The following is a 22329-nucleotide window of genomic DNA, read 5'->3' on the forward strand; positions in this document are numbered from 1 at the left end:
CTTGGGAGAGGGGTTTGGGGTGAGGGCCGTACCTTATGGATATGAGAAACGCTATAACTGAAATTATCCTAAAATTAATTATTGCCGGAACAGCATTAAGATCAACATTTCCGGCTTTACCATTATAAATTGTCGAATTGACAGCATATTTTATGACGAATCATCAGCCAAATACCCATGCAACGGATAACCCCATACCTATAGGAGTCCTAGGGTTTGGTGGTTTAGGGCAAGCGGCGGCTAGGGTATTAACCCCTAAACAAGAAATGCGCTGGGTAGCAGCAGCAGATCAAAAGGGCTATATCTATTCGCCGGAAGGACTAGATCCAGACCTGTGCATCAGGACATATCGCGATCGCGGTTCTGTAGCAGACATAGAACCAGGCGGAACCCACAGCACCCAGAGTATTATCGACTTAATTAACCATGCTCCCTTGGTCAAAGGTTACTTTTTGGCGCTGCCTAATTTACCGAATACGTTTATGGCTTCGGTAGCCCAAGCCTTTATTAACTCGGGTTGGCAGGGAGTTCTAGTCGATGCCCTCAAGCGTACCAGTGCGGTGGAACAACTCCTAGAACTTCAGGAAGAGTTAAAAGCGGCTGGCATTACCTATATGACAGGTTGTGGCGCTACTCCGGGTTTACTGACGGCGGCGGCGGCGATCGCTGCCCAAAGTTATGCAGAAATTCACAGCGTTAACATCACCTTTGGGGTTGGTATAGCTAACTGGGAAGCCTACAGAGCTACTATCAGGGAAGATATTGCCCACCTTCCTGGTTATAACGTAGAAACAGCTAGGGCGATGACAGATGCGGAAGTAGAAGCCCTATTAGACAAAACTAATGGTTTACTGAAACTGGAGGACATGGAACACGCGGACGATATTATGTTGGAATTGGCGGGTATTTGTTCTCGCGATCGCGTTACTGTTGGCGGAATTGTCGATACCCGTAACCCCAAAAAACCCCTGAGTACCAATGTGCAAGTCACGGGTCGCACCTTCGAGGGGAAAATCTCCACCCACACCTTTACTCTGGGTGATGAAACTAGCATGGCTGCCAATGTCTGCGGTCCAGCTTTTGGCTACTTAAAAGCCGGGGTAAAATTGCACCAAAGGGGCATTTATGGACTGTTCACTGCCGCCGAAGTTATGCCGCAGTTTGTCCGTTAAGCCTCGACAGCAACAGCCGATAAAAAGCTCCCTGCCTACTGGTTCACGGTTTGATAGAATGGGAGCCAGGCTTCTGCCTATAATCACTAACCGGAGAAATTGAATGAGTCTAAATGTGGTTACCCTTGTGGGACGAGCCGGAGCTGATCCGGATGTCAAATATTTTGGTGCGACCCGTTAGATGGAAAAGCTGCCCAGTTGGGTAGCGTGCCATCTGCGTAGACTAAGACAAATGCGGTCACAGGTCTATGATAACTGGGTGTCTGGGTAGGTGAGGGTCTCACCAATTCCTACCGTCGTGATGCAGACGAAGCGACACCCCCACCGGGGAGACTGACTATCAATCTGGTGAAGCGGGGTGTAACGGAGGTAATCGTCAACCCATGGCGAAATCCCTTCTAGCTGAGATGAGTATGAGTAAGGTTAACTGAATCCACGTCTGAACCGTCGTTATTGATGACAGCCTACATGGGTTATGGGCTGGGCCAAAAGGCAAGGATAAGGGCTGGGCAACTCGAAATTTGACCCGGAGCATCCCCGAAAAAACCCGGCGGATAGTGGAACTCTAACCTCATCGTAAAGCAGACACTCGGAACGGGGTAATCCGGCGTATATCTCTCGGACAGGTCGATAACCGAGTAGGCGGTCAAGCTGCATGATGGCGCTGGAAAAGATTGACTCAGAAGCAAAGGCCTTTAGGAAACTAGAGGATAAGCCCACGGAGTCACGGTTACTTGGAGATGGATAATCAAGTGAGAGTTAATAAGCTATGAACACGGTAAAACCGATGTATGGATGGGAGACAATGAACTGGGCGAAAGTTCAGCGGGATGTCTTGAAGCTCCAAAAGAGAATCTATCGAGCCTCGAAACGTGGCGATGTCAAGGCTGTTCGTAAGTTGCAAAGGTTGTTGACTAATTCCAGGGATGCCAAAATCCTGGCGGTGCGGGAAGTTATCCCGGAAAATGGTAGCCAAAAGACGGCGGGAGTTGATGGGGTCAAAAGACTCAGGAATCAGGAGAAGCTAGATTTAGCTAACTGCTTAAAACTGGGAAGGAAAACCCAAGGACTCCGCCGGGTGTCGATACCTGAACCAGGAAGGGACGAAAAGCGTGCCGTTGGTATCCTAATGATGATGGAAAAAGCTAAACAAGGGCTGGTGAAGCTGGCACTTGAACCGGAATGGGAGGCAAGGTTTGACCGGAATTCCTACGGGTTCCGCCCCCGACGGTCTGCTCAAGATGCGATCGCAGCAATTTTCAATGGCATGAAGGAAGATCATAAATATGTCCTAGATGCACATATTGAGAAATGCTTTGAGGGAATTTACCATCAGAAGCTACTAGCCAAACTAAATACCTACCCTACACTCAGGCGAGAAATCAAAGCCTGGTTGAAATCTGGGGTAATGGACGGAAAGGAATTGTTCCCGACGGAGACTGATACACCCCAAGGGGGATTGATGCCACTATTGGCAAATATCGCCCTTGACGGCTTGGAAAGTCTCTTAGAGGATAAATTCCAGGGTGGAGTAGCTAACTGTGGCAATGGGAAAGCGACAGTGGTCAGATATGCTGATGATTTGGTGGTATTGGACGGGGAACTTGAGGTGATCCTGGCAGCCAAGGAGACTATAGAAGCGTGGTTGATGGAAATGGGGTTAAAACTCAAGGACGGTAACACCCGCATTAGTCACACCTTCATAGAACATGAGGGAAATATAGGCTGGGATTTTCTGGGGTACAATATCCGACAATATCCCACAAGGGAAAAGCGATCGCGCGCGACCGGAAACACGGAGCAGAAAAGAGGCTTTCAAACTATCATCAAACCCAGTCAAGGGGCAATAAAACGCCACTTACAGAAAGTAGATGAGATCATCGGAAGCCACAAAAACTCAAGTCAAGAACAACTGATCAATGCACTAAACCCAATCATTAGAGGGTGGTCGTCATATTACTCGACTGTGAGTAGTAAGGGAATCTTTGGTAAAATTGACAGTATTTTGTTCCACAAATTGAGAGGATGGGCTTTCTTTAGAAGGAATCGAAATCAGAACAAAACTGATGTGATATCGAGTTACTGGGGAGTCAACCAAGGCATCGGATGGAAATTTATCACACCAGATCACAAATACTGTCTGGAAAAACATAGCCAAACTATGCTCGAACGGCAGGTTAAAGTCAAAGGGGAAAAAAGCCCGTTTGATGAAGATTACGTTTATGGGAGTGGGCGGCTATGGAACTATCCGGGAAAATGCCACTAATGCTATCTAAGTTTATACAGTAGACAATGTGAGAAAAAGTGATAACTCACATTGATGGTAATTGAGCCCAGAATAAACTGGAGAACTTAGAACTGTTACACGGACACTGCCATGATATCAGAGACGCTAGAGGTATCTATATAATGACTGAGTAACTGAGGAGCCGTGTGAGGGGAAACTTTCACGCACGGTTCTGGATCAGAGGTAGGAAAGGTGACTTTCTTATCGACTGTAATAGTCAGGATCAGTAAAATGTCGATTGACTTTAGCTGTCAGGCGCAGAAGTCGCAACAGCGATAAACCAGACTGGTTTAATTTAGACATTTGGGATAAGACGGCTGAAATTGCTGCCAACTATGTCCGTAAGGGCAGTTTGATTGGAGTGAAGGGAACATTAAAGATTGATACATGGACTGACCGCAATACGGGTGTACCACGCTCGATTCCGGTGATTGTGGTCGATCAACTTGATCTACTAGGATCTCGTCAGGATAATCAGGCATCTGGTGTTCCTGAGAATTATGATGAGTTCTAGGGGTATGATCTGGTAGTCGGGTTGATAACATGGTTAAAATCCGACTACTAGGGGAGTACCACCCCTGATGTGTTGCACTATGAAAGTTTATTTTTGTTGTGAGTTCACCAGAATTAGATCGGATTTTGCATGAGTACAGATCTGGACAAATAGCCTTTGAACAGGGTCGATATCGCCAATCGGTGCTACATTTGGAAACAGCGAGAGATGCAGTGGAGGCTAACTCTGGGTTGGGTGGCGAAGTCCAGATTTGGCTAGTGACGGCCTATGAAGCCCTAGGGGAAAGACAAAAGGCGATCGCTCTTTGTAAAACCCTCAAATTTCATCCCAGCCTAGAAACTAGGAAACAGTCGCGGCGCTTGCTAGAAATTTTGGAAGCACCGAAACTCTATAGGGGTTCAGAAGGGTTAATCGAAATTCCCGATCTGAGTAACTTAGGAGAAAATGCCGATAAGTTTCCTGTAGCATCATCAAGCCGAGAAAATTCTGCTAAAGCAGATCAACTCAATTCTCAATCACCAGACCCAGACATTGACCTAACTCAGGTTAATACTAAAGATAATCAATTTTTGTGGGTGGCTCTGATTTTCCTGGGGTTGACAGTAACTAGCTTACTGTTTGCGAACAGTTGAGACGACAATGGTCTAAATCCCCTAATGCACGGAATCACTCGTAGTGTAACAATAGTATGGAAACGGAAACTCCAGACCTAGAAAGCATTAAGCGCCAGTTAATGAGTATTAGACGACCGAAAAAACCTAAGATGCTGGTAGTAGACGATGAACCAGATAATTTGGATCTGCTATATCGTACTTTTCGGAGAGATTTTAGCGTTTTTAAAGCGGAAAGCGGGATCCGCGCCCTAGAAATTCTCTCTCAGGAAGGCGAGGTGGCGGTGATCATATCTGATCAACGGATGCCAGAAATGAAGGGGACTGAATTTCTCAGTAAAACTGTACCTCAGTTCCCTAACACGGTGCGGATTATTCTTACCGGGTTTACAGATATTGAAGACTTGGTGGACGCGATTAATTCCGGCCAGGTGTATAAATACATTACTAAGCCTTGGGACCCGAATGAGTTAAAAACGGTGGTTCAACGAGCGGCGGAAACCTATGAACTGCTGAAACTGCGGACGGAGCAACTATGCCGAGCCAACAGCCAGATTCAACTGTTGAGTGATATTATAGGCATGGCACTCAAGGCGACGGAGATAGAGGAAACTCTACGGGCGATCGCTAAGGCTATTGGAGAACAGATCGAGGCTGATGGGGTGATTCTGCAAGTGGTTTCCTCAGATAGTTTGGCTACCACGGCCGGAGCCTATGGTATCGTGGAGGATGTGAAGGGTTGGCTGGCTGATGATCAGATTGTCAGTGAAGCGATCGCCACGAAAGTCGCCCAGGGTGAAATCAATATTCCCAATAACTCAGCTCTGGCGGGAAGCGATCGCTATAAAAGCGCCAATATCCAAGCTCACCTGTGTACCCCCATTATCGATCGCAATCAAGTGGTCGCCGTGTTTTCCCTCCAATGGCAAAAACCCTGTCAACTGTCCCCAGATGACCTGTATACGGTTAGGTTGGTGGCTCAGGAAATGGCTCTAGTTCTATCTCGCTTACATCAATCAACTTAAAATATGAAGCTAGATAGAACCGAAGAACATATCCAAAACCTGTTTAACCGTATTGCTCCGGTCTATGACCAGATGAACGACTGGCTAAGTTTTGGGAGTCATCGCATTTGGAAACAAATGGCGGTAAACTGGAGCGGCGCTCGTCCCGGTCATATAGGCTTAGATCTATGTTGCGGGACTGGTGACTTAACTAGACTTTTGGCTCTCAAGGTCGGTGGCTCAGGACAAGTGGTTGGGGTGGATTTTTCCCGGCAACTGCTGGCCATTGCTGGCGATCGCCAACCACCTTTTACCCTATCCCCGGCTCCCATTACTTGGGTAGAAGCAGATGTACTAGATCTTCCCTTTGGGGATCATCATTTTGACTGTGCTACCATGGGTTATGGTTTGCGTAATGTGCTAGACATTCCCCGCAGCCTAAAAGAACTCCATCGCGTCCTGAAACCCGGTGGGACGGCGGCGATTTTAGATTTTCACCGTCCTGAGAATGGCTTTAAAACCTTTCAACAATGGTATCTCGATCGCGTTGTTGTTCCAGTAGCTAATACTTTCGGACTAAAGGCTGAGTACGCCTACCTTAATCCTAGCCTAGAAAAATTCCCCACAGGTCCCGAACAGGTCGCCCTAGCAAAGGAAGCTAATTTTAGTCGGGCTACTCACTATGCGATCGCAGGGGGTATGATGGGAGTATTGGTTCTTGAATCAGGGGGGTGATGAGCTAAAACATCGCGATCGCACCAACCACCCTAATTCAGAAAGGCGAATAGAAAAGGCAATTCGTCAGTTGTCCTAGTTAGCTGGGATTTGCAGAAATGTTGTGGCACAATGGTCAATTTATCTCAAGCATCGATTTTTATTGTTCCCCCAGTTTTGGGGGGAATTATCGGCTACTTTACCAATGACCTAGCCATAAAAATGCTATTCCGTCCCTATAAAGCCAAAAAGGTCGGAAAGTTTCAGCTTCCCTTTACTCCCGGTTTAATTCCCCGCAACCAAGAAAGGCTGGCTCAAAGGGTTTCTGATACTATTATGCAGTCCCTGCTGACACCGGAGGAACTCCAGAAAGTTGCGCGCCGCCTATTAAAAACCGAACGCATTGAAGCGACGATTTTATGGTTATTACAACTGGCGCTGGCTCAGGTAAAAGCTGATACTGAACAGAAAACGGCGAAAATTTTAGCAGGTATTCTGAGGGACTTTTTGGGAGAATCTTTACCTAGGATATTGCGGGTTATGGCGCGGCGGGAAGATTTTTTAGAGCCGCAGCTAAACCAGATTTTTGATCAAGTAATGTTGGAGTTCCAACTAAGTGACCAACAGGCTCAACAACTGTCAGAATGGCTATTAGAGCGAGTAATTCCCCCAGAAATTATCCGACTGACTTTAATTGATTTTCTGACCGATCGCAATATTTCGATTATTGATGAAGGCTTCCGGGAACAAAGCACGGGAACCTATTGGGTAGTGGCTAATATTTTCGGTCTCCGCACGACTTTAACCCGGTTAAGAACTTTTTGTCTGGATGAAAAAGAAGAAACTAATCGCCGACTGGAAAAACTGTTAACTTCTCTGGGAGTTAGGGAGCGATTTAAGGAGTGGTTGCAAAATCTTTCAATGCAAAATTTGCCGCTGTCTACGGTGCGACAATTACGCAAAACTCTCCGGGATACTGTGCGAGAATACGTCCAAGAACAGGGTATTGATTTAATTCAAGGGTTAACTAAATCTATTGATTGGGAAAGGGTTTCCGCGTTAATTTTAAGGCGGCTGCAAACTTCCCCAGTGATTAATAATTCCCTAGGATTAGTTAGTCAAGAGTTGGCGATGGTTTTGGAACGCTACCTAGAAGAAGACTTAGAGAAATTGGTGGCTAAGGCGATTCCAATTTTGAATCTTGATGGAGTGATTATTGAACGGGTAATGGCTACTTCTCCACAGCAGTTAGAAGTAGCAGTTAATGGCATTGTGAAAAGTGAATTACAGGGAATAGTTAATCTAGGTGGTATTTTGGGTGTAATAGTTGGCTCACTACAAACGGTAATTTTGCTATTGCGTTAAAGTAACATCCCGGCGACGCAAGCGGTCATAAAACAAGCGATAGAACCAGCAATCATGGCTCGGAATCCTAATTGGGCGAGGTCGGCTTGTCTTTGGGGTGCGATCGCTGAAATTCCGCCTATTTGAATGGCGATCGAACCAATATTAGCAAATCCACAAAGGGCGTATGTAGCAATTAAAATCCCCCGGGGACTAATGGTGGGTTCAGTAGTACCTACAACATTAGCATTTTCGATTAATTGTTTGAGGTCTAAATAAGCAATAAATTCATTAACAATAATCTTCTTACCCAGTAACACGCCGACGGTGGCGCAGTCGGACCAAGGTACACCCATTAACCAAGCCACGGGAGCAAAGATAAAAGAAAATAGCCATTCCAAGGAAAGTTGGGGTAATCCGATCCCGGCTCCTAACCATCCTAACACGCCATTAACTAGGGCTAATAATCCTAAAAAAGCAATCAGCATGGCGGCGACATTTAGGGCTAATTTCATGCCTTCAGTGGCTCCGGTGGCGGCGGCATCAATGGCATTCGCAGAAGTGGGTTTTACTTCGATTTTTACCTGTCCGGCGGTGGGGGAAGGCTCGGTTTCAGGATAGAATATTTTGGAAATGGCTAAACTAGCCGGGGCGGACATTACGGAAGCGGCAATTAAATGTTCTGCGGGAACACCAAAGGAAATATAAGCGGCTAATACTCCCCCGGCGACGGTGGAAAATCCCCCGGTCATCATGGCATGGATTTCTGATCGCGTCATGGTGGCAATATAGGGTTTAATTAATAAGGGAGCCTCGGTTTGTCCGACGAAAATATTGGCGGAACAGGAGAGAGTTTCTGAACCGGAAGTTTTGAGGGTTTTCATCATTAGCCATGCTACCCATTCGACTACTTTCTGTAAGATGCCATAGTGATATAAAATGGTGATGAATGAGGAAAAAAAGACAATGGTCGGCAAGACCTTAAAGGCGATGAAATGCTGCTCAAAATCGTCTCCGAATACAAATTGGGCTCCCGCATCGGAAAAGTTGAGAAACTGGGTTACAGCAGCGCCTAGGGCTTGGAAAATGGCGAATCCTATGGCGGTTTTCAGAATCACAATGGCAAATAAAATTTGCAGGGCAATGCCCCATAAAACGGTGGGCCAGCGAATCTGCTGACGATCGCGCGAAAATAAATAGGCGACCAGTACAAATACTACAAGTCCCAAGGCGGAAATTGCCCGTTCCATTGGCTGTTTTTAAGTTAGGGTGAGCTTGAGTTGGGCGATCGCAGATAACAAGTTGGTCAAGGAGTATGTAACAATAGAGGGTTAGCACTATCAACGCCTGGATAAGGCGAAAGTTCCATGTCTCGACCCATAGTTGCCATTATCGGCCGCCCTAATGTCGGTAAGTCTACACTGGTAAACCGTCTTACACAAACCCAAGATGCGATCGTTCATGATCAACCGGGGATGACCCGCGATCGCACCTATCGTTCCGCCTATTGGCAGGATCGAGAGTTTATCGTAGTAGATACGGGAGGGTTAGTCTTTGATGATGATACCGAGTTTGTTCCGCTAATTAGAGAACAAGCCTTGATGGCTTTGGCGGAAGCGACAGCAGCTATTTTGGTGGTGGATGGACAAACAGGACCGACGGGAGGGGATGAGGCGATCGCTAGTTGGCTGCGACAACAAAAGGTTCCGATCCTCTTAGCAGTTAATAAATGTGAATCCCCTACCCAGGGACTGACTCAGGCGGCGCAATTTTGGGAATTGGGTTTGGGAACTCCTTTTCCGATTTCTAGCATTCATGGTAACGGTACGGGGGAACTGCTGGATACTTTGATTGAACATTTACCAAGTTCAACAGAGGATGACGACAACGAAGAATTGCGAGTGGCAATTGTGGGCCGTCCGAATGTGGGTAAGTCTAGCCTATTAAATACCTTTCTGGGTCAGGAAAGGGCGATCGTTAGTCCAATTTCTGGGACTACCCGTGATGCGATCGATACCATCGTAGAACATAATGGCAATACCTATCGCCTAGTAGATACGGCGGGGATCCGCCGGAAAAAGCACGTTGAGTATGGGGCGGAGTTTTTTGGGATTAACCGGGCTTTTAAGGCGATCCGACGGGCTGATGTGGTGTTGTTTGTGATTGATGCTGTGGAAGGAGTCACAGACCAAGATCAAAAATTGGCGGGTCGTATTGCTGATGACGGGCGCGCCTGTGTGATTGTGGTAAATAAATGGGATGCGGTGGAAAAGGATAGTTACACGATCCTAGAGTATGAAAAAGTCATGCGATCGCGATTGTATTTTCTCGATTGGGCAGATATGATTTTTGTCAGCGCTATGACCGGACAGCGGGTCGAGAAAATTTTTAAATTGGTGGACAAAGCCGCCGAAGAAAATCGCCGCCGAGTCTCTACAGCCGTAATTAATGAAGTCATCGAAGAAGCAGTCCGTTGGCATTCTCCCCCCACCAGTCGCCAAGGACGACAGGGCAAAATCTACTATGGAACTCAAGTTACCTCCGGTCCGCCAACTATTGTCTTGTTTGTGAATGACCCAAAACGTTTTGGGGATAACTATCGGCGCTATATGGAAAGCCAGTTTCGTCAACAGTTGGGATTTGCTGGCACTCCCATTAGACTATTATGGCGGGGTAAAGCTATGCGGGAAGTAGAGAGAGGTTCCGCTAACCGCGCGACTAAGGTTTGACTGCTGAACAGTTGCGCCGATTTGCCATTGATCCCGCCAACTATCGTTAATTGTTGAGAAAATGGACTTACTGCGATCGCTACCTATCGGTTTATACTTAGAACAACCGATTACTTGGCTTCATCGCCTTGATTCCCGGATTAAGCTAGTCTGGTTGATGAGCTTTCTCATTGCGCCGATTCTCTCCAATGCCGTTTGGCGGTTGGGGTTGGTGGTGCTGTTGATGGTGATTACCCTAGTGGCAGCAATTCCATTCCGGGTTTGGAAGCGACAAATGGGCTGGCTATTAACTTTCTGTAGTTTATTGTTGATAGTAAGTGCTATCCTACCTGACGGGTTGAGTGTTAGCCATCAACCCCGTCTCCCTACAGATGAGATAGCTTTTGAAATGCAAAGTCTTGGGAGAGTGGGAGAGGACCTCGAAAATGCCACAACTATGGCTGATTCGGTGACTGATACAGGGGGTTTACCTCAACCTACGGCCTATCGTTATATTCTGCTGTCGGCGGGTCCGTTAACTATTACCCGCTATTCCCTGGATCTGGGTGTTAGGATTAGTACCTTGCTGTTTACCCTGGTGTACAGCACTAATCTATATCTACTGACTACGGCTTCTGAGGAAATCGCTGTGGGGATTGAAAGCGTGATGAAACCATTGCGAAGGTTGAAAATTCCGGTGACGGAAATCGCCCTGACCCTGACTCTCTCCCTGCGTTTCTTTCCCCTGGTACTTGAGGAAATTCAGAACCTATATAGATCTGTGCGTACTAGGGCGATCAACTGGAAAAAACTGGGCTGGCGCAGGGCGACTCAAATTTGGCTATTGGTGGCAGAAAGACTCCTGGAAAACTTATTATTGAGAGCAGAACAAATTGCTAATGCCATGAAAGTCAGAGGCTTTACCAGTCCTAACCAACATCGGGTTGAGTGGCATCAACTTAAAATTAATTGGTGGGATTGGATCGCCCTATTCGCCTTAACTATATTTTGGGGTATGCGTTTGGTTTGGGGTTGGGAATCTTAACATCAATGCTTTTTCCCCGTTTCCCGGCACAAGGTGCTATGACTTGAAAAGTGCGCCCGAGAGTGTCAAGATAAATCGGCTGATTATTTGATTCTGGGATATGTCTGTGATGGGCGGGCCCGAATAGCAGAGTAACACCAGGTAATTGCCTTTTTTATAAGTTAGTGCTTGCTGATGCGTGAGGCGGAATGACAACAGAAACTTACATGAACCATCCCAACTTTGGCTTACTTTTTAAAGTGTGCCCAGTTGAGGATAATCAGGAATTATTTACTACCCTTTACGCCCAACGCCTCTTTTTCTTGGTGACTCAATCACCGGCTGGCTTGAAGTTTGAACCGATAAGCCGCTCGGATGCCAAGATGTTAGTAGAAATTCGCTTGCGAATGTTACGACGCACTGGCCAAATGGAGCCTTATCAAAAACTGCAAATAATTCATCAGCAGACCTTTCTATAGCTTGACTAACCTACTATGACTGATTCGATCGCTGAAAGAATTGCCCAAATTCGGGCTGCTATTCCTCCAGAGGTGCGACTGGTGGCTGTGACTAAAACGGTTTCGGTGTCGGCTATGCGCTTGGCTTATGAAGCCGGAGTTAGGGATTTTGGCGAAAATCGTGTTCAGGAAGCAGAGGCGAAACAATCTCAATTGCAGGATCTCACGGACATTAACTGGCACTTGATTGGTCATCTACAAAGCAATAAGGCGGCGACGGCGATCGCTCATTTTGATTGGATTCACTCGGTTGATAGTTTGAAATTAGCCCAAAGACTCGATCGCCTGGCCACAGAACAGTCTCGCTGTCCTCGGATCTGCCTACAGGTGAAAATCCTCCCAGACCCCAACAAATATGGTTGGACTGTCCCGGAGTTGCTGGCTGATTTACCCCAGCTTAATGTCTGTGAGTCCCTAAATATTCAGGGTCTAATGACAATTCCCCCCCAAGGCTTGACCGAAAACGAAACGCGATCGGTTTTTGAACAAACCCGCCAGTTAGCCGCTCAAATTGAGGGGCAAAATTGGTCTAATATCAAAATGCAAGAGTTGTCTATGGGTATGTCAGGGGACTATTTACTAGCCGTAGAAGCAGGGGCTACTATGATTAGACCGGGACAAACTATATTCGGTCCCAGGAATATCTAAGGCGATCGGGTCGGAGTCTACCTGATGCACTATCAATAGGGGGGATGAGGAACTTTCGGGTTAAACTTTAATCATCTGCCTTTGTGTTAGGGGAGGAAATGTCTAAAAAAAATTATGACAATCAGCCCCCACTGGGTAGGTTAGAGCGGTATCTTTAGAGCAGTTGATCAACAATCAGGGCGATCGCATAAATTTAGTTGACCCTATGCTTTACGGTACAAAGCCTGTGTATCCTAGCACTGGTTACAGTCTGGGTTAATGCAGGTAGTAAATCTCAAAATGTCAATGGTGACTTTTTGTGGTAGTTTTATGGAGCGCAGTAAGCCGTGAATACACTGTTTAGCAAACTTAGAGATTTCGTAGGACTCAATGAATCCGTTGAGTACGATTACGAATACGATGAAATGGAAGGGGAGCAATACCAGACGACCATGTATCAAGCCCCTCAACCACAGGCTGCTCCCCTCATGTCAGAGGAAGAACGTCGTGGGTCTCGTCGCCCCCGTGAACGCGCGGTGGCGACGGTCGGAGGTGGTAATATGACATCTGAATCAGTAACAATGGGTTCACCAGCTATGAATAATGTAATTGGAATGCCAGGAGCGCTCAACGGAATTTCGGAAGTGATGGTTATGGAACCTCGCACTTTTGAAGAAATGCCGGCTGCTATCCGCGCCCTGAAGGAACGCAAGTCTGTAGTTCTGAATTTGACTATGATGGACCCAGACCAGGCTCAGAGAGCTGTAGATTTCGTCGCTGGTGGCACCTATGCCCTCGATGGTCATCAGGAACGCATTGGAGAAAGCATTTTTCTGTTTACTCCCAGTTGTGTTCAGGTTAGAACTCAAGGTGGTGTGGCTAATGAGGTTCCCGGTGTGCGCCCCCGCGTGAGTTCCAGCACTTCCGCGCCTTGGCAGCCAGAAAAGGTTCAGGCGATGCAGTAGTTGGCAGTGATGCAGATACGACGGGACAGGGGGAGATGTTTGGCAATTGACAAGTTAATGCTTCTCCCCTCATCCTGAGCCCAAATAGCGCGATGGATGGACGGATGAGTGAGTTTAAATTGGGATTGATTGGCGGCGGGGTAATGGGGGAGGCTTTGCTGTCGGGTCTGTTGGCGAAGCGGATTTATGCCCCGGAAATGGTGATGGTTAGTGACCCTTCTGGCGATCGCCGTGAGTTTTTATCTCAAAAATATGAGGTTGGGGTAACATCTGATAATCGGGAAGTTGCCGCAGCTACTGAGGTGGTTTTGCTGGCTGTGAAACCTCAGATTTTTGACTGGGTGGCTGACGATTTAGAAGGACTGCTAAAGCCGGGTACTATAATCATCTCAATTTTGGCAGGTGTTACCCTGTTTAAGTTGGAGAGAGCTTTTCGGGAATCTCCCGTAATTAGAGTAATGCCAAATACTCCCGCTACGGTAGGAGCCGGAGTTAGCGCTTTGGCTGCTGGTAGTTCCGTGGAACCTACACATATTAAACGCGCTACGGAGATTTTAACAGCAGTTGGGGATGTGGTGCAAGTTCCAGAATATTTGATGGATGCGGTAACGGGTTTATCGGGTTCTGGTCCTGGATATGTGGCGATTATGATTGAGGCTTTGACTGATGGAGGAGTGGCGGCTGGACTTCCTAGAGCGATCGCCTCAAAGTTGGCTCTGGATACCGTTTGGGGAACCGCTCAACTGTTGCGGGAATCTCAATTACACCCAGCCGAATTAAAGGATCGCGTCACCAGTCCAGGCGGTACAACTATCGCCGGAATTGCCGAACTAGAGGCGGCGGGTTTTCGATCAGCTTTAATTAAAGCGGTGAAAGCCGCAGGCGATCGCTCCCGGGAATTAGGGAGTTAGGGGGTCGGGTCTGCTGAGAGTTTTTGACCAATACGGGGTTCTGTACCCTGTAAAATCCGGTCAATATTGCTACGATGTCGCCAAATCACATAAGTTCCAGCGGCGATCGCAAAAATCTGGTAGGGGAGGGGTTGTCCGGTCATAATCATTAAAGCAGCGATCGTGATAGCCCCAGCAATAGAACTTAAAGATACAATGCGGGTAATGGCTAAAACCACCCCAAATACAATTAATGTAGCCAAAGCCAGGAGCCAATTGAGAGCAAATAAGATCCCCAAACTGGTAGCCACAGATTTACCGCCCTTAAAGCCTATCCATATAGACATTGTATGGCCGAATACTGCAATTAAGCCAGATAATGTGGCGATCGAGTAGGCCAAAACTTCCGGGGAGTCAATCCCAGCCAGAGTCGCAATTTCGCGGGTTTGAGTGAGGGAATACACCCAGAAAACCATAGAAATAGCAGCGACACCCTTCAAAATATCCACTGCTAAAACCATCACCGCCGGCAGTTTACCACAGCTTCTTAATACATTAGTTGCCCCAGTTGAACCCGAACCCACCTCCCGGATATCAACACCATAAAACCAAAGAGCGATCGCATATCCAGTAGGAATTGACCCCAGTAGATAAGCCGCCACCAAGATCACCCCATTCAAAATCAACCAATTAACCATACTTAATCAAATTTCCTGCATCCATCGACAATTTAGCAACCGAATCCGACTAACCTATATCAACCGCTCTCAAAACCTATCTAAGGTTGACTGAGCCGCCGCCTGCGGGTCAGGAGCAAAAGCCAACCAGAGAGGAAACTGGAGCAACGAGAGGCTAATTTTCTCCTCTGTATCATCAATAATAATAAACGGAAGGCGACCGTCATTAACCAATCTGTCAGCCTTTTGAGCCAACAATTCCGGGTCTTCAAATAATCCCAACCCGCGCTCAGGTCCAAAATCACGGCGGTCAATTCCTAAACAGTCTTGAAGTCCCCGCCGCCACTCTCCCAGGCGTTCTGGACTATTCGCCAAGACCAAAGTCCCCAAACGTCTGTCATAGAGACTTCTGAGAATTGATACAGTCGCCGAAGCCACCAGAATATTTTGCAGACGGCTTCCCATAGTCCGCAACGCACCGCGTCCACCTTGGTTAAAGAACCAATTAGAAACCTGTTTAGCGTGGATAGGCTCAAAAGTGCGGCGCAACTGCCAAGGGGGGCCATAATAGTCAGGATTACTGCGGTATTGGTCAATAATCTGACGAATTTGTTGAGTTTGTTCAGCAAAAGCCGACTTAGTAAATTGAGTATTAGGCTGAGTTTCAGCCACCAACTCCACCGACTGACTTCTGGGAGTGGAATTAGCAGCAGGGGGAGCGATCGGTTCTTCTGGGATTAACTCAAGCTGTTCTGCTGTAGCCGCCAGGTCTTGAAGACTACCAACCAAATAATCTTTAAAGCCTTGAACTCGGATAGCCAAATCCTGAGAAACCCCAGCAAAAGTAGTTCGCATTTCTTGCTCAATGCGTTCTCGGCGACGTTCGAGTTTTTCGACTTCCACTTGTAGAGTCTGTCTCCTCGCCTCCAACTGGCTGAGGGCTTCAGAAACCAGGTTTCCCATAGATTGAGTTAGGGCGGTTTGTTCCTGCTGTAATTTTGCCTTAGTGAGCTGAAGTTGGACAATTTCCTGCCTCAAATCTTCAGCCTGACGCTTGAGGTAATCTATAGGCTCTTCCGGGGACTGAGAGCCTGTGGTTAAATTAGGTTCAAGTGGTGATGATTCAGGTTGAGAATTCAATGGTTGTACTCGCTCTGGGTTCAAACTAGGGTAAGGTAGGGTGCGTCAGGCCTACCATATATCGATAATTATCGGATTCTACCATACCCCGGCTATATGAATCCCACCCGAATAATTTTCGCCAGAGACCCCCATCTCGGTACCATCGTGCGATCGCCTCCCGTAGCCTCCCGTAGGGTGGTAGGGTGGTAGGGTGCGGTAGGGTGCGGTAGGGTGCGGTAGGGTGCGGTAGGGTGCGTCAGAACCAGGCTATATAAATCCCAGGGGATAATTCCGTGCTGACGCACCATAGAGGCTATATAAATCCCAGGGGATAATTCCGTGCTCACGCACCATAGAGGCTATATAAATCCCAGGGGATAATTCCGTGCTCACGCACCATAGAGGCTATATAAATCCCAGGGGATAATTCCGTGCTCACGCACCATAGAGGCTATATAAATCCCAGGGGATAATTCCGTGCTACCTGTTCAATTATCGGGTATGGTGCGTCAGAAATGAATGTTCCGGTGTTGATTTTAATTCTCGGAGTCTGACGCACCCTACTGATGGACCTTTAAATCAATGCTCCGGTCTTGATTTCAATGATGGTGCGATCGCCTCCCGTAGCCTCCCGTAGGGTGGTAGGGTGGTAGGGTGCGGTAGGGTGCGGTAGGGTGCGATCGCCTCCCGTAGGGTGCGTCAGAACCAGGCTATATAAATCCCAGGGGATAATTCCGTGCTGACGCACCATAGAGGCTATATAAATCCCAGGGGATAATTCCGTGCTGACGCACCATAGAGGCTATATAAATCCCAGGGGATAATTCCGTGCTCACGCACCATAGAGGCTATATAAATCCCAGGGGATAATTCCGTGCTCACGCACCATAGAGGCTATATAAATCCCAGGGGATAATTCCGTGCTCACGCACCATAGAGGCTATATAAATCCCAGGGGATAATTCCGTGCTACCTGTTCAATTATCGGGTATGGTGCGTCAGAAATGAATGTTCCGGTGTTGATTTTAATTCTCGGAGTCTGACGCACCCTACTGATGGACCTTTAAATCAATGCTCCGGTCTTGATTTCAATGATGGTGCGATCGCCTCCCGTAGCCTCCCGTAGGGTGGTAGGGTGGTAGGGTGCGGTAGGGTGCGGTAGGGTGCGATCGCCTCCCGTAGGGTGCGTCAGAACCAGGCTATATAAATCCCAGGGGATAATTCCGTGCTGACGCACCATAGAGGCTATATAAATCCCAGGGGATAATTCCGTGCTGACGCACCATAGAGGCTATATAAATCCCAGGGGATAATTCCGTGCTCACGCACCATAGAGGCTATATAAATCCCAGGGGATAATTCCGTGCTCACGCACCATAGAGGCTATATAAATCCCAGGGGATAATTCCGTGCTCACGCACCATAGAGGCTATATAAATCCCAGGGGATAATTCCGTGCTACCTGTTCAATTATCGGGTATGGTGCGTCAGAAATGAATGTTCCGGTGTTGATTTTAATTCTCGGAGTCTGACGCACCCTACTGATGGACCTTTAAATCAATGCTCCGGTCTTGATTTCAATGATGGTGCGATCGCCTCCCGTAGCCTCCCGTAGGGTGGTAGGGTGGTAGGGTGCGGTAGGGTGCGGTAGGGTGCGGTAGGGTGCGGTAGGGTGCGGTAGGGTGCGTCAGAACCAGGCTATATAAATCCCAGGGGATAATTCCGTGCTCACGCACCATAGAGGCTATATAAATCCCAGGGGATAATTCCGTGCTGACGCACCATAGAGGCTATATAAATCCCAGGGGATAATTCCGTGCTCACGCACCATAGAGGCTATATAAATCCCAGGGGATAATTCCGTGCTCACGCACCATAGAGGCTATATAAATCCCAGGGGATAATTCCGTGCTACCTGTTCAATTATCGGGTATGGTGCGTCAGAAATGAATGTTCCGGTGTTGATTTTAATTCTCGGAGTCTGACGCACCCTACTGATGGACCTTTAAATCAATGCTCCGGTCTTGATTTCAATGATGGTGCGATCGCCTCCCGTAGCCTCCCGTAGGGTGGTAGGGTGGTAGGGTGCGGTAGGGTGCGGTAGGGTGCGATCGCCTCCCGTAGGGTGCGTCAGAACCAGGCTATATAAATCCCAGGGGATAATTCCGTGCTGACGCACCATAGAGGCTATATAAATCCCAGGGGATAATTCCGTGCTCACGCACCATAGAGGCTATATAAATCCCAGGGGATAATTCCGTGCTCACGCACCATAGAGGCTATATAAATCCCAGGGGATAATTCCGTGCTCACGCACCATAGAGGCTATATAAATCCCAGGGGATAATTCCGTGCTCACGCACCATAGAGGCTATATAAATCCCAGGGGATAGTTTGGTGCTACCTGTTCAATTATCGGGTATGGTGCGTCAGAAATGAATGCTCCGGTGTTGATTTTAATTCTCGGAGTCTGACGCACCCTACTGATGGATCTTTAAATCAATGCTCCGGTCTTGATTTCAATGATGGTGCGATCGCCTCCCGTAGCCTCCCGTAGCCTCCCGTAGGGTGGTAGGGTGGTAGGGTGCGGTAGGGTGCGGTAGGGTGCGGTAGGGTGCGGTAGGGTGCGTCAGAACCAGGCTATATAAATCCCAGGGGATAATTCCGTGCTGACGCACCATAGAGGCTATATAAATCCCAGGGGATAATTCCGTGCTGACGCACCATAGAGGCTATATAAATCCCAGGGGATAATTCCGTGCTCACGCACCATAGAGGCTATATAAATCCCAGGGGATAATTCCGTGCTGACGCACCATAGAGGCTATATAAATCCCAGGGGATAATTCCGTGCTCACGCACCATAGAGGCTATATAAATCCCAGGGGATAGTTTGGTGCTACCTGTTCAATTATCGGGTATGGTGCGTCAGAAATGAATGCTCCGGTGTTGATTTTAATTCTCGGAGTCTGACGCACCCTACTGATGGATCTTTAAATCAATGCTCCGGTCTTGATTTCAATGATGGTGCGATCGCCTCCCGTAGCCTCCCGTAGCCTCCCGTAGGGTGGTAGGGTGGTAGGGTGCGGTAGGGTGCGGTAGGGTGCGGTAGGGTGCGGTAGGGTGCGTCAGAACCAGGCTATATAAATCCCAGGGGATAATTCCGTGCTGACGCACCATAGAGGCTATATAAATCCCAGGGGATAATTCCGTGCTGACGCACCATAGAGGCTATATAAATCCCAGGGGATAATTCCGTGCTCACGCACCATAGAGGCTATATAAATCCCAGGGGATAGTTTGGTGCTACCTGTTCAATTATCGGGTATGGTGCGTCAGAAATGAATGCTCCGGTGTTGATTTTAATTCTCGGAGTCTGACGCACCCTACTGATGGATCTTTAAATCAATGCTCCGGTCTTGATTTCAATGATGGTGCGATCGCCTCCCGTAGCCTCCCGTAGCCTCCCGTAGGGTGGTAGGGTGGTAGGGTGGTAGGGTGCGGTAGGGTGCGGTAGGGTGCGGTAGGGTGCGTCAGAACCAGGCTATATAAATCCCAGGGGATAATTCCGTGCTGACGCACCATAGAGGCTATATAAATCCCAGGGGATAATTCCGTGCTGACGCACCATAGAGGCTATATAAATCCCAGGGGATAATTCCGTGCTGACGCACCATAGAGGCTATATAAATCCCAGGGGATAATTCCCTCCTGACGCACCATAGAGGCTATATAAATCCCAGGGGATAATTCCCTCCTGACGCACCATAGAGGCTATATAAATCCCAGGGGATAATTCCGTGCTCACGCACCATAGAGGCTATATAAATCCCAGGGGATAATTCCGTGCTACCTGTTCAATTATCGGGTATGGTGCGTCAGAAATGAATGCTCCGGTGTTGATTTTAATTCTCGGAGTCTGACGCACCCTACTGATGGATCTTTAAATCAATGCTCCGGTCTTGATTTCAATGATGGTGCGATCGCCTCCCGTAGCCTCCCGTAGGGTGGTAGGGTGGTAGGGTGCGGTAGGGTGCGGTAGGGTGCGATCGCCTCCCGTAGGGTGCGTCAGAACCAGGCTATATAAATCCCAGGGGATAATTCCGTGCTGACGCACCATAGAGGCTATATAAATCCCAGGGGATAATTCCGTGCTCACGCACCATAGAGGCTATATAAATCCCAGGGGATAATTCCGTGCTCACGCACCATAGAGGCTATATAAATCCCAGGGGATAATTCCGTGCTCACGCACCATAGAGGCTATATAAATCCCAGGGGATAATTCCGTGCTCACGCACCATAGAGGCTATATAAATCCCAGGGGATAGTTTGGTGCTACCTGTTCAATTATCGGGTATGGTGCGTCAGAAATGAATGCTCCGGTGTTGATTTTAATTCTCGGAGTCTGACGCACCCTACTGATGGATCTTTAAATCAATGCTCCGGTCTTGATTTCAATGATGGTGCGATCGCCTCCCGTAGCCTCCCGTAGCCTCCCGTAGGGTGGTAGGGTGGTAGGGTGCGGTAGGGTGCGATCGCCTCCCGTAGGGTGCGTCAGAACCAGGCTATATAAATCCCAGGGGATAATTCCGTGCTGACGCACCATAGAGGCTATATAAATCCCAGGGGATAATTCCCTCCTGACGCACCATAGAGGCTATATAAATCCCAGGGGATAATTCCGTGCTCACGCACCATAGAGGCTATATAAATCCCAGGGGATAATTCCGTGCTCACGCACCATAGAGGCTATATAAATCCCAGGGGATAATTCCGTGCTACCTGTTCAATTATCGGGTATGGTGCGTCAGAAATGAATGTTCCGGTGTTGATTTTAATTCTCGGAGTCTGACGCACCCTACTGATGGACCTTTAAATCAATGCTCCGGTCTTGATTTCAATGATGGTGCGATCGCCTCCCGTAGCCTCCCGTAGGGTGGTAGGGTGGTAGGGTGCGGTAGGGTGCGGTAGGGTGCGTCAGAACCAGGCTATATAAATCCCAGGGGATAATTCCGTGCTGACGCACCATAGAGGCTATATAAATCCCAGGGGATAATTCCCTCCTGACGCACCATAGAGGCTATATAAATCCCAGGGGATAATTCCGTGCTCACGCACCATAGAGGCTATATAAATCCCAGGGGATAATTCCGTGCTCACGCACCATAGAGGCTATATAAATCCCAGGGGATAATTCCGTGCTCACGCACCATAGAGGCTATATAAATCCCAGGGGATAATTCCGTGCTACCTGTTCAATTATCGGGTATGGTGCGTCAGAAATGAATGTTCCGGTGTTGATTTTAATTCTCGGAGTCTGACGCACCCTACTGATGGATCTTTAAATCAATGCTCCGGTCTTGATTTCAATGATGGTGCGATCGCCTCCCGTAGCCTCCCGTAGGGTGGTAGGGTGGTAGGGTGCGGTAGGGTGCGGTAGGGTGCGGTAGGGTGCGGTAGGGTGCGTCAGAACCAGGCTATATAAATCCCAGGGGATAATTCCGTGCTGACGCACCATAGAGGCTATATAAATCCCAGGGGATAATTCCGTGCTGACGCACCATAGAGGCTATATAAATCCCAGGGGATAATTCCGTGCTCACGCACCATAGAGGCTATATAAATCCCAGGGGATAATTCCGTGCTGACGCACCATAGAGGCTATATAAATCCCAGGGGATAATTCCGTGCTCACGCACCATAGAGGCTATATAAATCCCAGGGGATAGTTTGGTGCTACCTGTTCAATTATCGGGTATGGTGCGTCAGAAATGAATGCTCCGGTGTTGATTTTAATTCTCGGAGTCTGACGCACCCTACTGATGGATCTTTAAATCAATGCTCCGGTCTTGATTTCAATGATGGTGCGATCGCCTCCCGTAGCCTCCCGTAGCCTCCCGTAGGGTGGTAGGGTGGTAGGGTGCGGTAGGGTGCGATCGCCTCCCGTAGGGTGCGTCAGAACCAGGCTATATAAATCCCAGGGGATAATTCCGTGCTGACGCACCATAGAGGCTATATAAATCCCAGGGGATAATTCCGTGCTGACGCACCATAGAGGCTATATAAATCCCAGGGGATAATTCCGTGCTGACGCACCATAGAGGCTATATAAATCCCAGGGGATAATTCCGTGCTGACGCACCATAGAG

At 48.0% G+C, this 22329-nt stretch carries 29 protein-coding genes; 13 read left to right on the plus strand and 16 right to left on the minus strand.

Annotation, left to right across the window (positions count from 1 at the left end):
- Positions 1-152: 152 nt before the first annotated feature.
- From bioU to N39L_RS20810, 7 genes are all read left to right on the plus strand, one after another.
- Positions 153-1172 carry a (S)-8-amino-7-oxononanoate synthase BioU gene (bioU, locus tag N39L_RS20780; protein ID WP_006618986.1) on the plus strand — a complete coding sequence of 340 codons (1020 nt, stop codon included), beginning with the start codon at positions 153-155 and terminating at the stop codon, positions 1170-1172.
- 769 nt (positions 1173-1941) lie between these two features.
- On the plus strand, positions 1942-3438 hold the full coding sequence (locus N39L_RS20785) for a reverse transcriptase N-terminal domain-containing protein (protein ID WP_014276252.1): 1497 nt from the start codon (positions 1942-1944) through the stop codon (positions 3436-3438).
- A gap of 259 nt (positions 3439-3697) precedes the next feature.
- Positions 3698-3973, plus strand: a complete 276-nt coding sequence (gene ssb, locus N39L_RS20790; protein ID WP_006618983.1) for a single-stranded DNA-binding protein — start codon at positions 3698-3700, stop codon at positions 3971-3973.
- Positions 3974-4071: 98 nt separating this feature from the next.
- Entirely contained in the window at positions 4072-4605 is a 534-nt protein-coding gene (locus tag N39L_RS20795; protein ID WP_006618982.1) for a hypothetical protein, read from the plus strand.
- Between the two features lie 56 nt (positions 4606-4661).
- Positions 4662-5609 (plus strand): response regulator, encoded by a 948-nt coding sequence (locus tag N39L_RS20800; protein ID WP_014276253.1) that lies wholly within the window; start codon positions 4662-4664, stop codon positions 5607-5609.
- 3 nt (positions 5610-5612) lie between these two features.
- Positions 5613-6323 carry a bifunctional demethylmenaquinone methyltransferase/2-methoxy-6-polyprenyl-1,4-benzoquinol methylase UbiE gene (gene ubiE, locus N39L_RS20805; protein WP_006618980.1) on the plus strand — a complete coding sequence of 237 codons (711 nt, stop codon included), beginning with the start codon at positions 5613-5615 and terminating at the stop codon, positions 6321-6323.
- A 111-nt stretch (positions 6324-6434) separates the two neighbouring features.
- Positions 6435-7667: a DUF445 domain-containing protein gene (locus N39L_RS20810; protein ID WP_006618979.1), complete on the plus strand. Its 1233-nt coding sequence runs from the start codon at positions 6435-6437 to the stop codon at positions 7665-7667.
- Here the strand turns inward: N39L_RS20810 and N39L_RS20815 are convergent.
- Positions 7664-8896, minus strand: coding sequence for a NupC/NupG family nucleoside CNT transporter (locus N39L_RS20815; protein WP_014276254.1), 1233 nt, complete (start codon positions 8894-8896; stop codon positions 7664-7666). The genes N39L_RS20810 and N39L_RS20815 overlap by 4 nt on opposite strands.
- Positions 8897-9013: 117 nt before the next feature.
- Here N39L_RS20815 and der point away from each other — a divergent pair, with 117 nt between their 5' ends.
- The 6 genes from der (at position 9014) to proC (ending at position 14399) form a co-directional block, all read left to right on the plus strand.
- Positions 9014-10375 (plus strand): ribosome biogenesis GTPase Der, encoded by a 1362-nt coding sequence (gene der, locus N39L_RS20820; RefSeq protein WP_006618977.1) that lies wholly within the window; start codon positions 9014-9016, stop codon positions 10373-10375.
- 61 nt (positions 10376-10436) lie between these two features.
- Complete coding sequence (locus N39L_RS20825; protein ID WP_006618976.1) at positions 10437-11399, plus strand: energy-coupling factor transporter transmembrane component T family protein; 963 nt, start codon at positions 10437-10439, stop codon at positions 11397-11399.
- Between the two features lie 188 nt (positions 11400-11587).
- The gene (gene pipX / locus N39L_RS20830; protein WP_035735557.1) at positions 11588-11857 is read left to right on the plus strand and encodes a transcriptional coactivator PipX; all 270 of its coding nucleotides are present in this window, start codon (positions 11588-11590) and stop codon (positions 11855-11857) included.
- Between the two features lie 15 nt (positions 11858-11872).
- Entirely contained in the window at positions 11873-12544 is a 672-nt protein-coding gene (locus N39L_RS20835) for a YggS family pyridoxal phosphate-dependent enzyme (protein WP_006618974.1), read from the plus strand.
- 326 nt (positions 12545-12870) lie between these two features.
- Entirely contained in the window at positions 12871-13488 is a 618-nt protein-coding gene (locus N39L_RS20840; RefSeq protein ID WP_014276255.1) for a cell division protein SepF, read from the plus strand.
- Between the two features lie 104 nt (positions 13489-13592).
- A complete protein-coding gene (proC, locus tag N39L_RS20845; protein WP_014276256.1) occupies positions 13593-14399 on the plus strand; it encodes a pyrroline-5-carboxylate reductase in 807 nt (268 codons plus the stop codon).
- On the opposite strand, the gene plsY is transcribed toward proC, so the two are convergent.
- The 15 genes from plsY to N39L_RS20920 form a co-directional block, all read right to left on the minus strand.
- Entirely contained in the window at positions 14396-15076 is a 681-nt protein-coding gene (gene plsY, locus N39L_RS20850; protein ID WP_014276257.1) for a glycerol-3-phosphate 1-O-acyltransferase PlsY, read from the minus strand. The genes proC and plsY overlap by 4 nt on opposite strands.
- Positions 15077-15145: 69 nt before the next feature.
- Positions 15146-16195, minus strand: coding sequence for a DUF3086 domain-containing protein (locus N39L_RS20855; RefSeq protein ID WP_014276258.1), 1050 nt, complete (start codon positions 16193-16195; stop codon positions 15146-15148).
- Between the two features lie 92 nt (positions 16196-16287).
- Complete coding sequence (locus N39L_RS20860) at positions 16288-16485, minus strand: hypothetical protein (protein WP_014276259.1); 198 nt, start codon at positions 16483-16485, stop codon at positions 16288-16290.
- A gap of 266 nt (positions 16486-16751) precedes the next feature.
- Positions 16752-16928 carry a hypothetical protein gene (locus tag N39L_RS20865; protein WP_014276260.1) on the minus strand — a complete coding sequence of 59 codons (177 nt, stop codon included), beginning with the start codon at positions 16926-16928 and terminating at the stop codon, positions 16752-16754.
- 312 nt (positions 16929-17240) lie between these two features.
- Positions 17241-17417, minus strand: coding sequence for a hypothetical protein (locus N39L_RS20870; protein ID WP_014276260.1), 177 nt, complete (start codon positions 17415-17417; stop codon positions 17241-17243).
- 337 nt (positions 17418-17754) lie between these two features.
- Positions 17755-17916 (minus strand): hypothetical protein, encoded by a 162-nt coding sequence (locus N39L_RS20875; RefSeq protein ID WP_014276261.1) that lies wholly within the window; start codon positions 17914-17916, stop codon positions 17755-17757.
- A gap of 266 nt (positions 17917-18182) precedes the next feature.
- Positions 18183-18359, minus strand: a complete 177-nt coding sequence (locus N39L_RS20880; RefSeq protein ID WP_014276260.1) for a hypothetical protein — start codon at positions 18357-18359, stop codon at positions 18183-18185.
- A 337-nt stretch (positions 18360-18696) separates the two neighbouring features.
- A complete protein-coding gene (locus N39L_RS20885) occupies positions 18697-18858 on the minus strand; it encodes a hypothetical protein (RefSeq protein ID WP_014276262.1) in 162 nt (53 codons plus the stop codon).
- A 337-nt stretch (positions 18859-19195) separates the two neighbouring features.
- A complete protein-coding gene (locus N39L_RS20890; protein ID WP_014276262.1) occupies positions 19196-19357 on the minus strand; it encodes a hypothetical protein in 162 nt (53 codons plus the stop codon).
- Positions 19358-19582: 225 nt separating this feature from the next.
- Positions 19583-19762 (minus strand): hypothetical protein, encoded by a 180-nt coding sequence (locus N39L_RS20895; RefSeq protein WP_014276263.1) that lies wholly within the window; start codon positions 19760-19762, stop codon positions 19583-19585.
- Positions 19763-20120: 358 nt separating this feature from the next.
- Positions 20121-20297, minus strand: coding sequence for a hypothetical protein (locus N39L_RS20900; protein WP_014276260.1), 177 nt, complete (start codon positions 20295-20297; stop codon positions 20121-20123).
- A gap of 312 nt (positions 20298-20609) precedes the next feature.
- Entirely contained in the window at positions 20610-20786 is a 177-nt protein-coding gene (locus N39L_RS20905; protein WP_014276264.1) for a hypothetical protein, read from the minus strand.
- A gap of 291 nt (positions 20787-21077) precedes the next feature.
- Positions 21078-21209 carry a hypothetical protein gene (locus N39L_RS20910; RefSeq protein ID WP_286133196.1) on the minus strand — a complete coding sequence of 44 codons (132 nt, stop codon included), beginning with the start codon at positions 21207-21209 and terminating at the stop codon, positions 21078-21080.
- A 312-nt stretch (positions 21210-21521) separates the two neighbouring features.
- Positions 21522-21698 carry a hypothetical protein gene (locus N39L_RS20915; RefSeq protein ID WP_014276265.1) on the minus strand — a complete coding sequence of 59 codons (177 nt, stop codon included), beginning with the start codon at positions 21696-21698 and terminating at the stop codon, positions 21522-21524.
- 312 nt (positions 21699-22010) lie between these two features.
- Entirely contained in the window at positions 22011-22187 is a 177-nt protein-coding gene (locus N39L_RS20920; RefSeq protein ID WP_014276264.1) for a hypothetical protein, read from the minus strand.
- Positions 22188-22329 lie beyond the last annotated feature (142 nt).

The sequence above is a fragment of the Limnospira platensis NIES-39 genome, from assembly GCF_026000695.1.
GTDB lineage: Bacteria > Cyanobacteriota > Cyanobacteriia > Cyanobacteriales > Microcoleaceae > Limnospira > Limnospira platensis.

What these genes read in the sequence shown, in the direction of transcription:
- N39L_RS20825 (WP_006618976.1), top strand. Translation starts at nt 10,437, where the DNA reads ATGGACTTACTGCGATCGCTACCTATCGGTTTATACTTAGAACAACCG.
- plsY (WP_014276257.1), bottom strand. Translation starts at nt 15,076, where the DNA reads ATGGTTAATTGGTTGATTTTGAATGGGGTGATCTTGGTGGCGGCTTAT.
- N39L_RS20920 (WP_014276264.1), bottom strand. Translation starts at nt 22,187, where the DNA reads ATGGTGCGTCAGCACGGAATTATCCCCTGGGATTTATATAGCCTGGTT.
- N39L_RS20870 (WP_014276260.1), bottom strand. Translation starts at nt 17,417, where the DNA reads ATGGTGCGTCAGCACGGAATTATCCCCTGGGATTTATATAGCCTGGTT.
- N39L_RS20885 (WP_014276262.1), bottom strand. Translation starts at nt 18,858, where the DNA reads ATGGTGCGTCAGCACGGAATTATCCCCTGGGATTTATATAGCCTGGTT.
- pipX (WP_035735557.1), top strand. Translation starts at nt 11,588, where the DNA reads ATGACAACAGAAACTTACATGAACCATCCCAACTTTGGCTTACTTTTT.
- N39L_RS20905 (WP_014276264.1), bottom strand. Translation starts at nt 20,786, where the DNA reads ATGGTGCGTCAGCACGGAATTATCCCCTGGGATTTATATAGCCTGGTT.
- N39L_RS20835 (WP_006618974.1), top strand. Translation starts at nt 11,873, where the DNA reads ATGACTGATTCGATCGCTGAAAGAATTGCCCAAATTCGGGCTGCTATT.
- N39L_RS20810 (WP_006618979.1), top strand. Translation starts at nt 6,435, where the DNA reads ATGGTCAATTTATCTCAAGCATCGATTTTTATTGTTCCCCCAGTTTTG.
- N39L_RS20785 (WP_014276252.1), top strand. Translation starts at nt 1,942, where the DNA reads ATGAACACGGTAAAACCGATGTATGGATGGGAGACAATGAACTGGGCG.
- N39L_RS20875 (WP_014276261.1), bottom strand. Translation starts at nt 17,916, where the DNA reads ATGGTGCGTGAGCACGGAATTATCCCCTGGGATTTATATAGCCTGGTT.
- N39L_RS20865 (WP_014276260.1), bottom strand. Translation starts at nt 16,928, where the DNA reads ATGGTGCGTCAGCACGGAATTATCCCCTGGGATTTATATAGCCTGGTT.
- N39L_RS20800 (WP_014276253.1), top strand. Translation starts at nt 4,662, where the DNA reads ATGGAAACGGAAACTCCAGACCTAGAAAGCATTAAGCGCCAGTTAATG.
- proC (WP_014276256.1), top strand. Translation starts at nt 13,593, where the DNA reads ATGAGTGAGTTTAAATTGGGATTGATTGGCGGCGGGGTAATGGGGGAG.
- ubiE (WP_006618980.1), top strand. Translation starts at nt 5,613, where the DNA reads ATGAAGCTAGATAGAACCGAAGAACATATCCAAAACCTGTTTAACCGT.
- N39L_RS20915 (WP_014276265.1), bottom strand. Translation starts at nt 21,698, where the DNA reads ATGGTGCGTCAGCACGGAATTATCCCCTGGGATTTATATAGCCTGGTT.
- bioU (WP_006618986.1), top strand. Translation starts at nt 153, where the DNA reads ATGACGAATCATCAGCCAAATACCCATGCAACGGATAACCCCATACCT.
- N39L_RS20815 (WP_014276254.1), bottom strand. Translation starts at nt 8,896, where the DNA reads ATGGAACGGGCAATTTCCGCCTTGGGACTTGTAGTATTTGTACTGGTC.
- N39L_RS20910 (WP_286133196.1), bottom strand. Translation starts at nt 21,209, where the DNA reads ATGGTGCGTCAGCACGGAATTATCCCCTGGGATTTATATAGCCTGGTT.
- N39L_RS20900 (WP_014276260.1), bottom strand. Translation starts at nt 20,297, where the DNA reads ATGGTGCGTCAGCACGGAATTATCCCCTGGGATTTATATAGCCTGGTT.
- N39L_RS20860 (WP_014276259.1), bottom strand. Translation starts at nt 16,485, where the DNA reads ATGGTGCGTCAGCACGGAATTATCCCCTGGGATTTATATAGCCTGGTT.
- N39L_RS20890 (WP_014276262.1), bottom strand. Translation starts at nt 19,357, where the DNA reads ATGGTGCGTCAGCACGGAATTATCCCCTGGGATTTATATAGCCTGGTT.
- der (WP_006618977.1), top strand. Translation starts at nt 9,014, where the DNA reads ATGTCTCGACCCATAGTTGCCATTATCGGCCGCCCTAATGTCGGTAAG.
- N39L_RS20895 (WP_014276263.1), bottom strand. Translation starts at nt 19,762, where the DNA reads ATGGTGCGTCAGCACGGAATTATCCCCTGGGATTTATATAGCCTGGTT.
- N39L_RS20880 (WP_014276260.1), bottom strand. Translation starts at nt 18,359, where the DNA reads ATGGTGCGTCAGCACGGAATTATCCCCTGGGATTTATATAGCCTGGTT.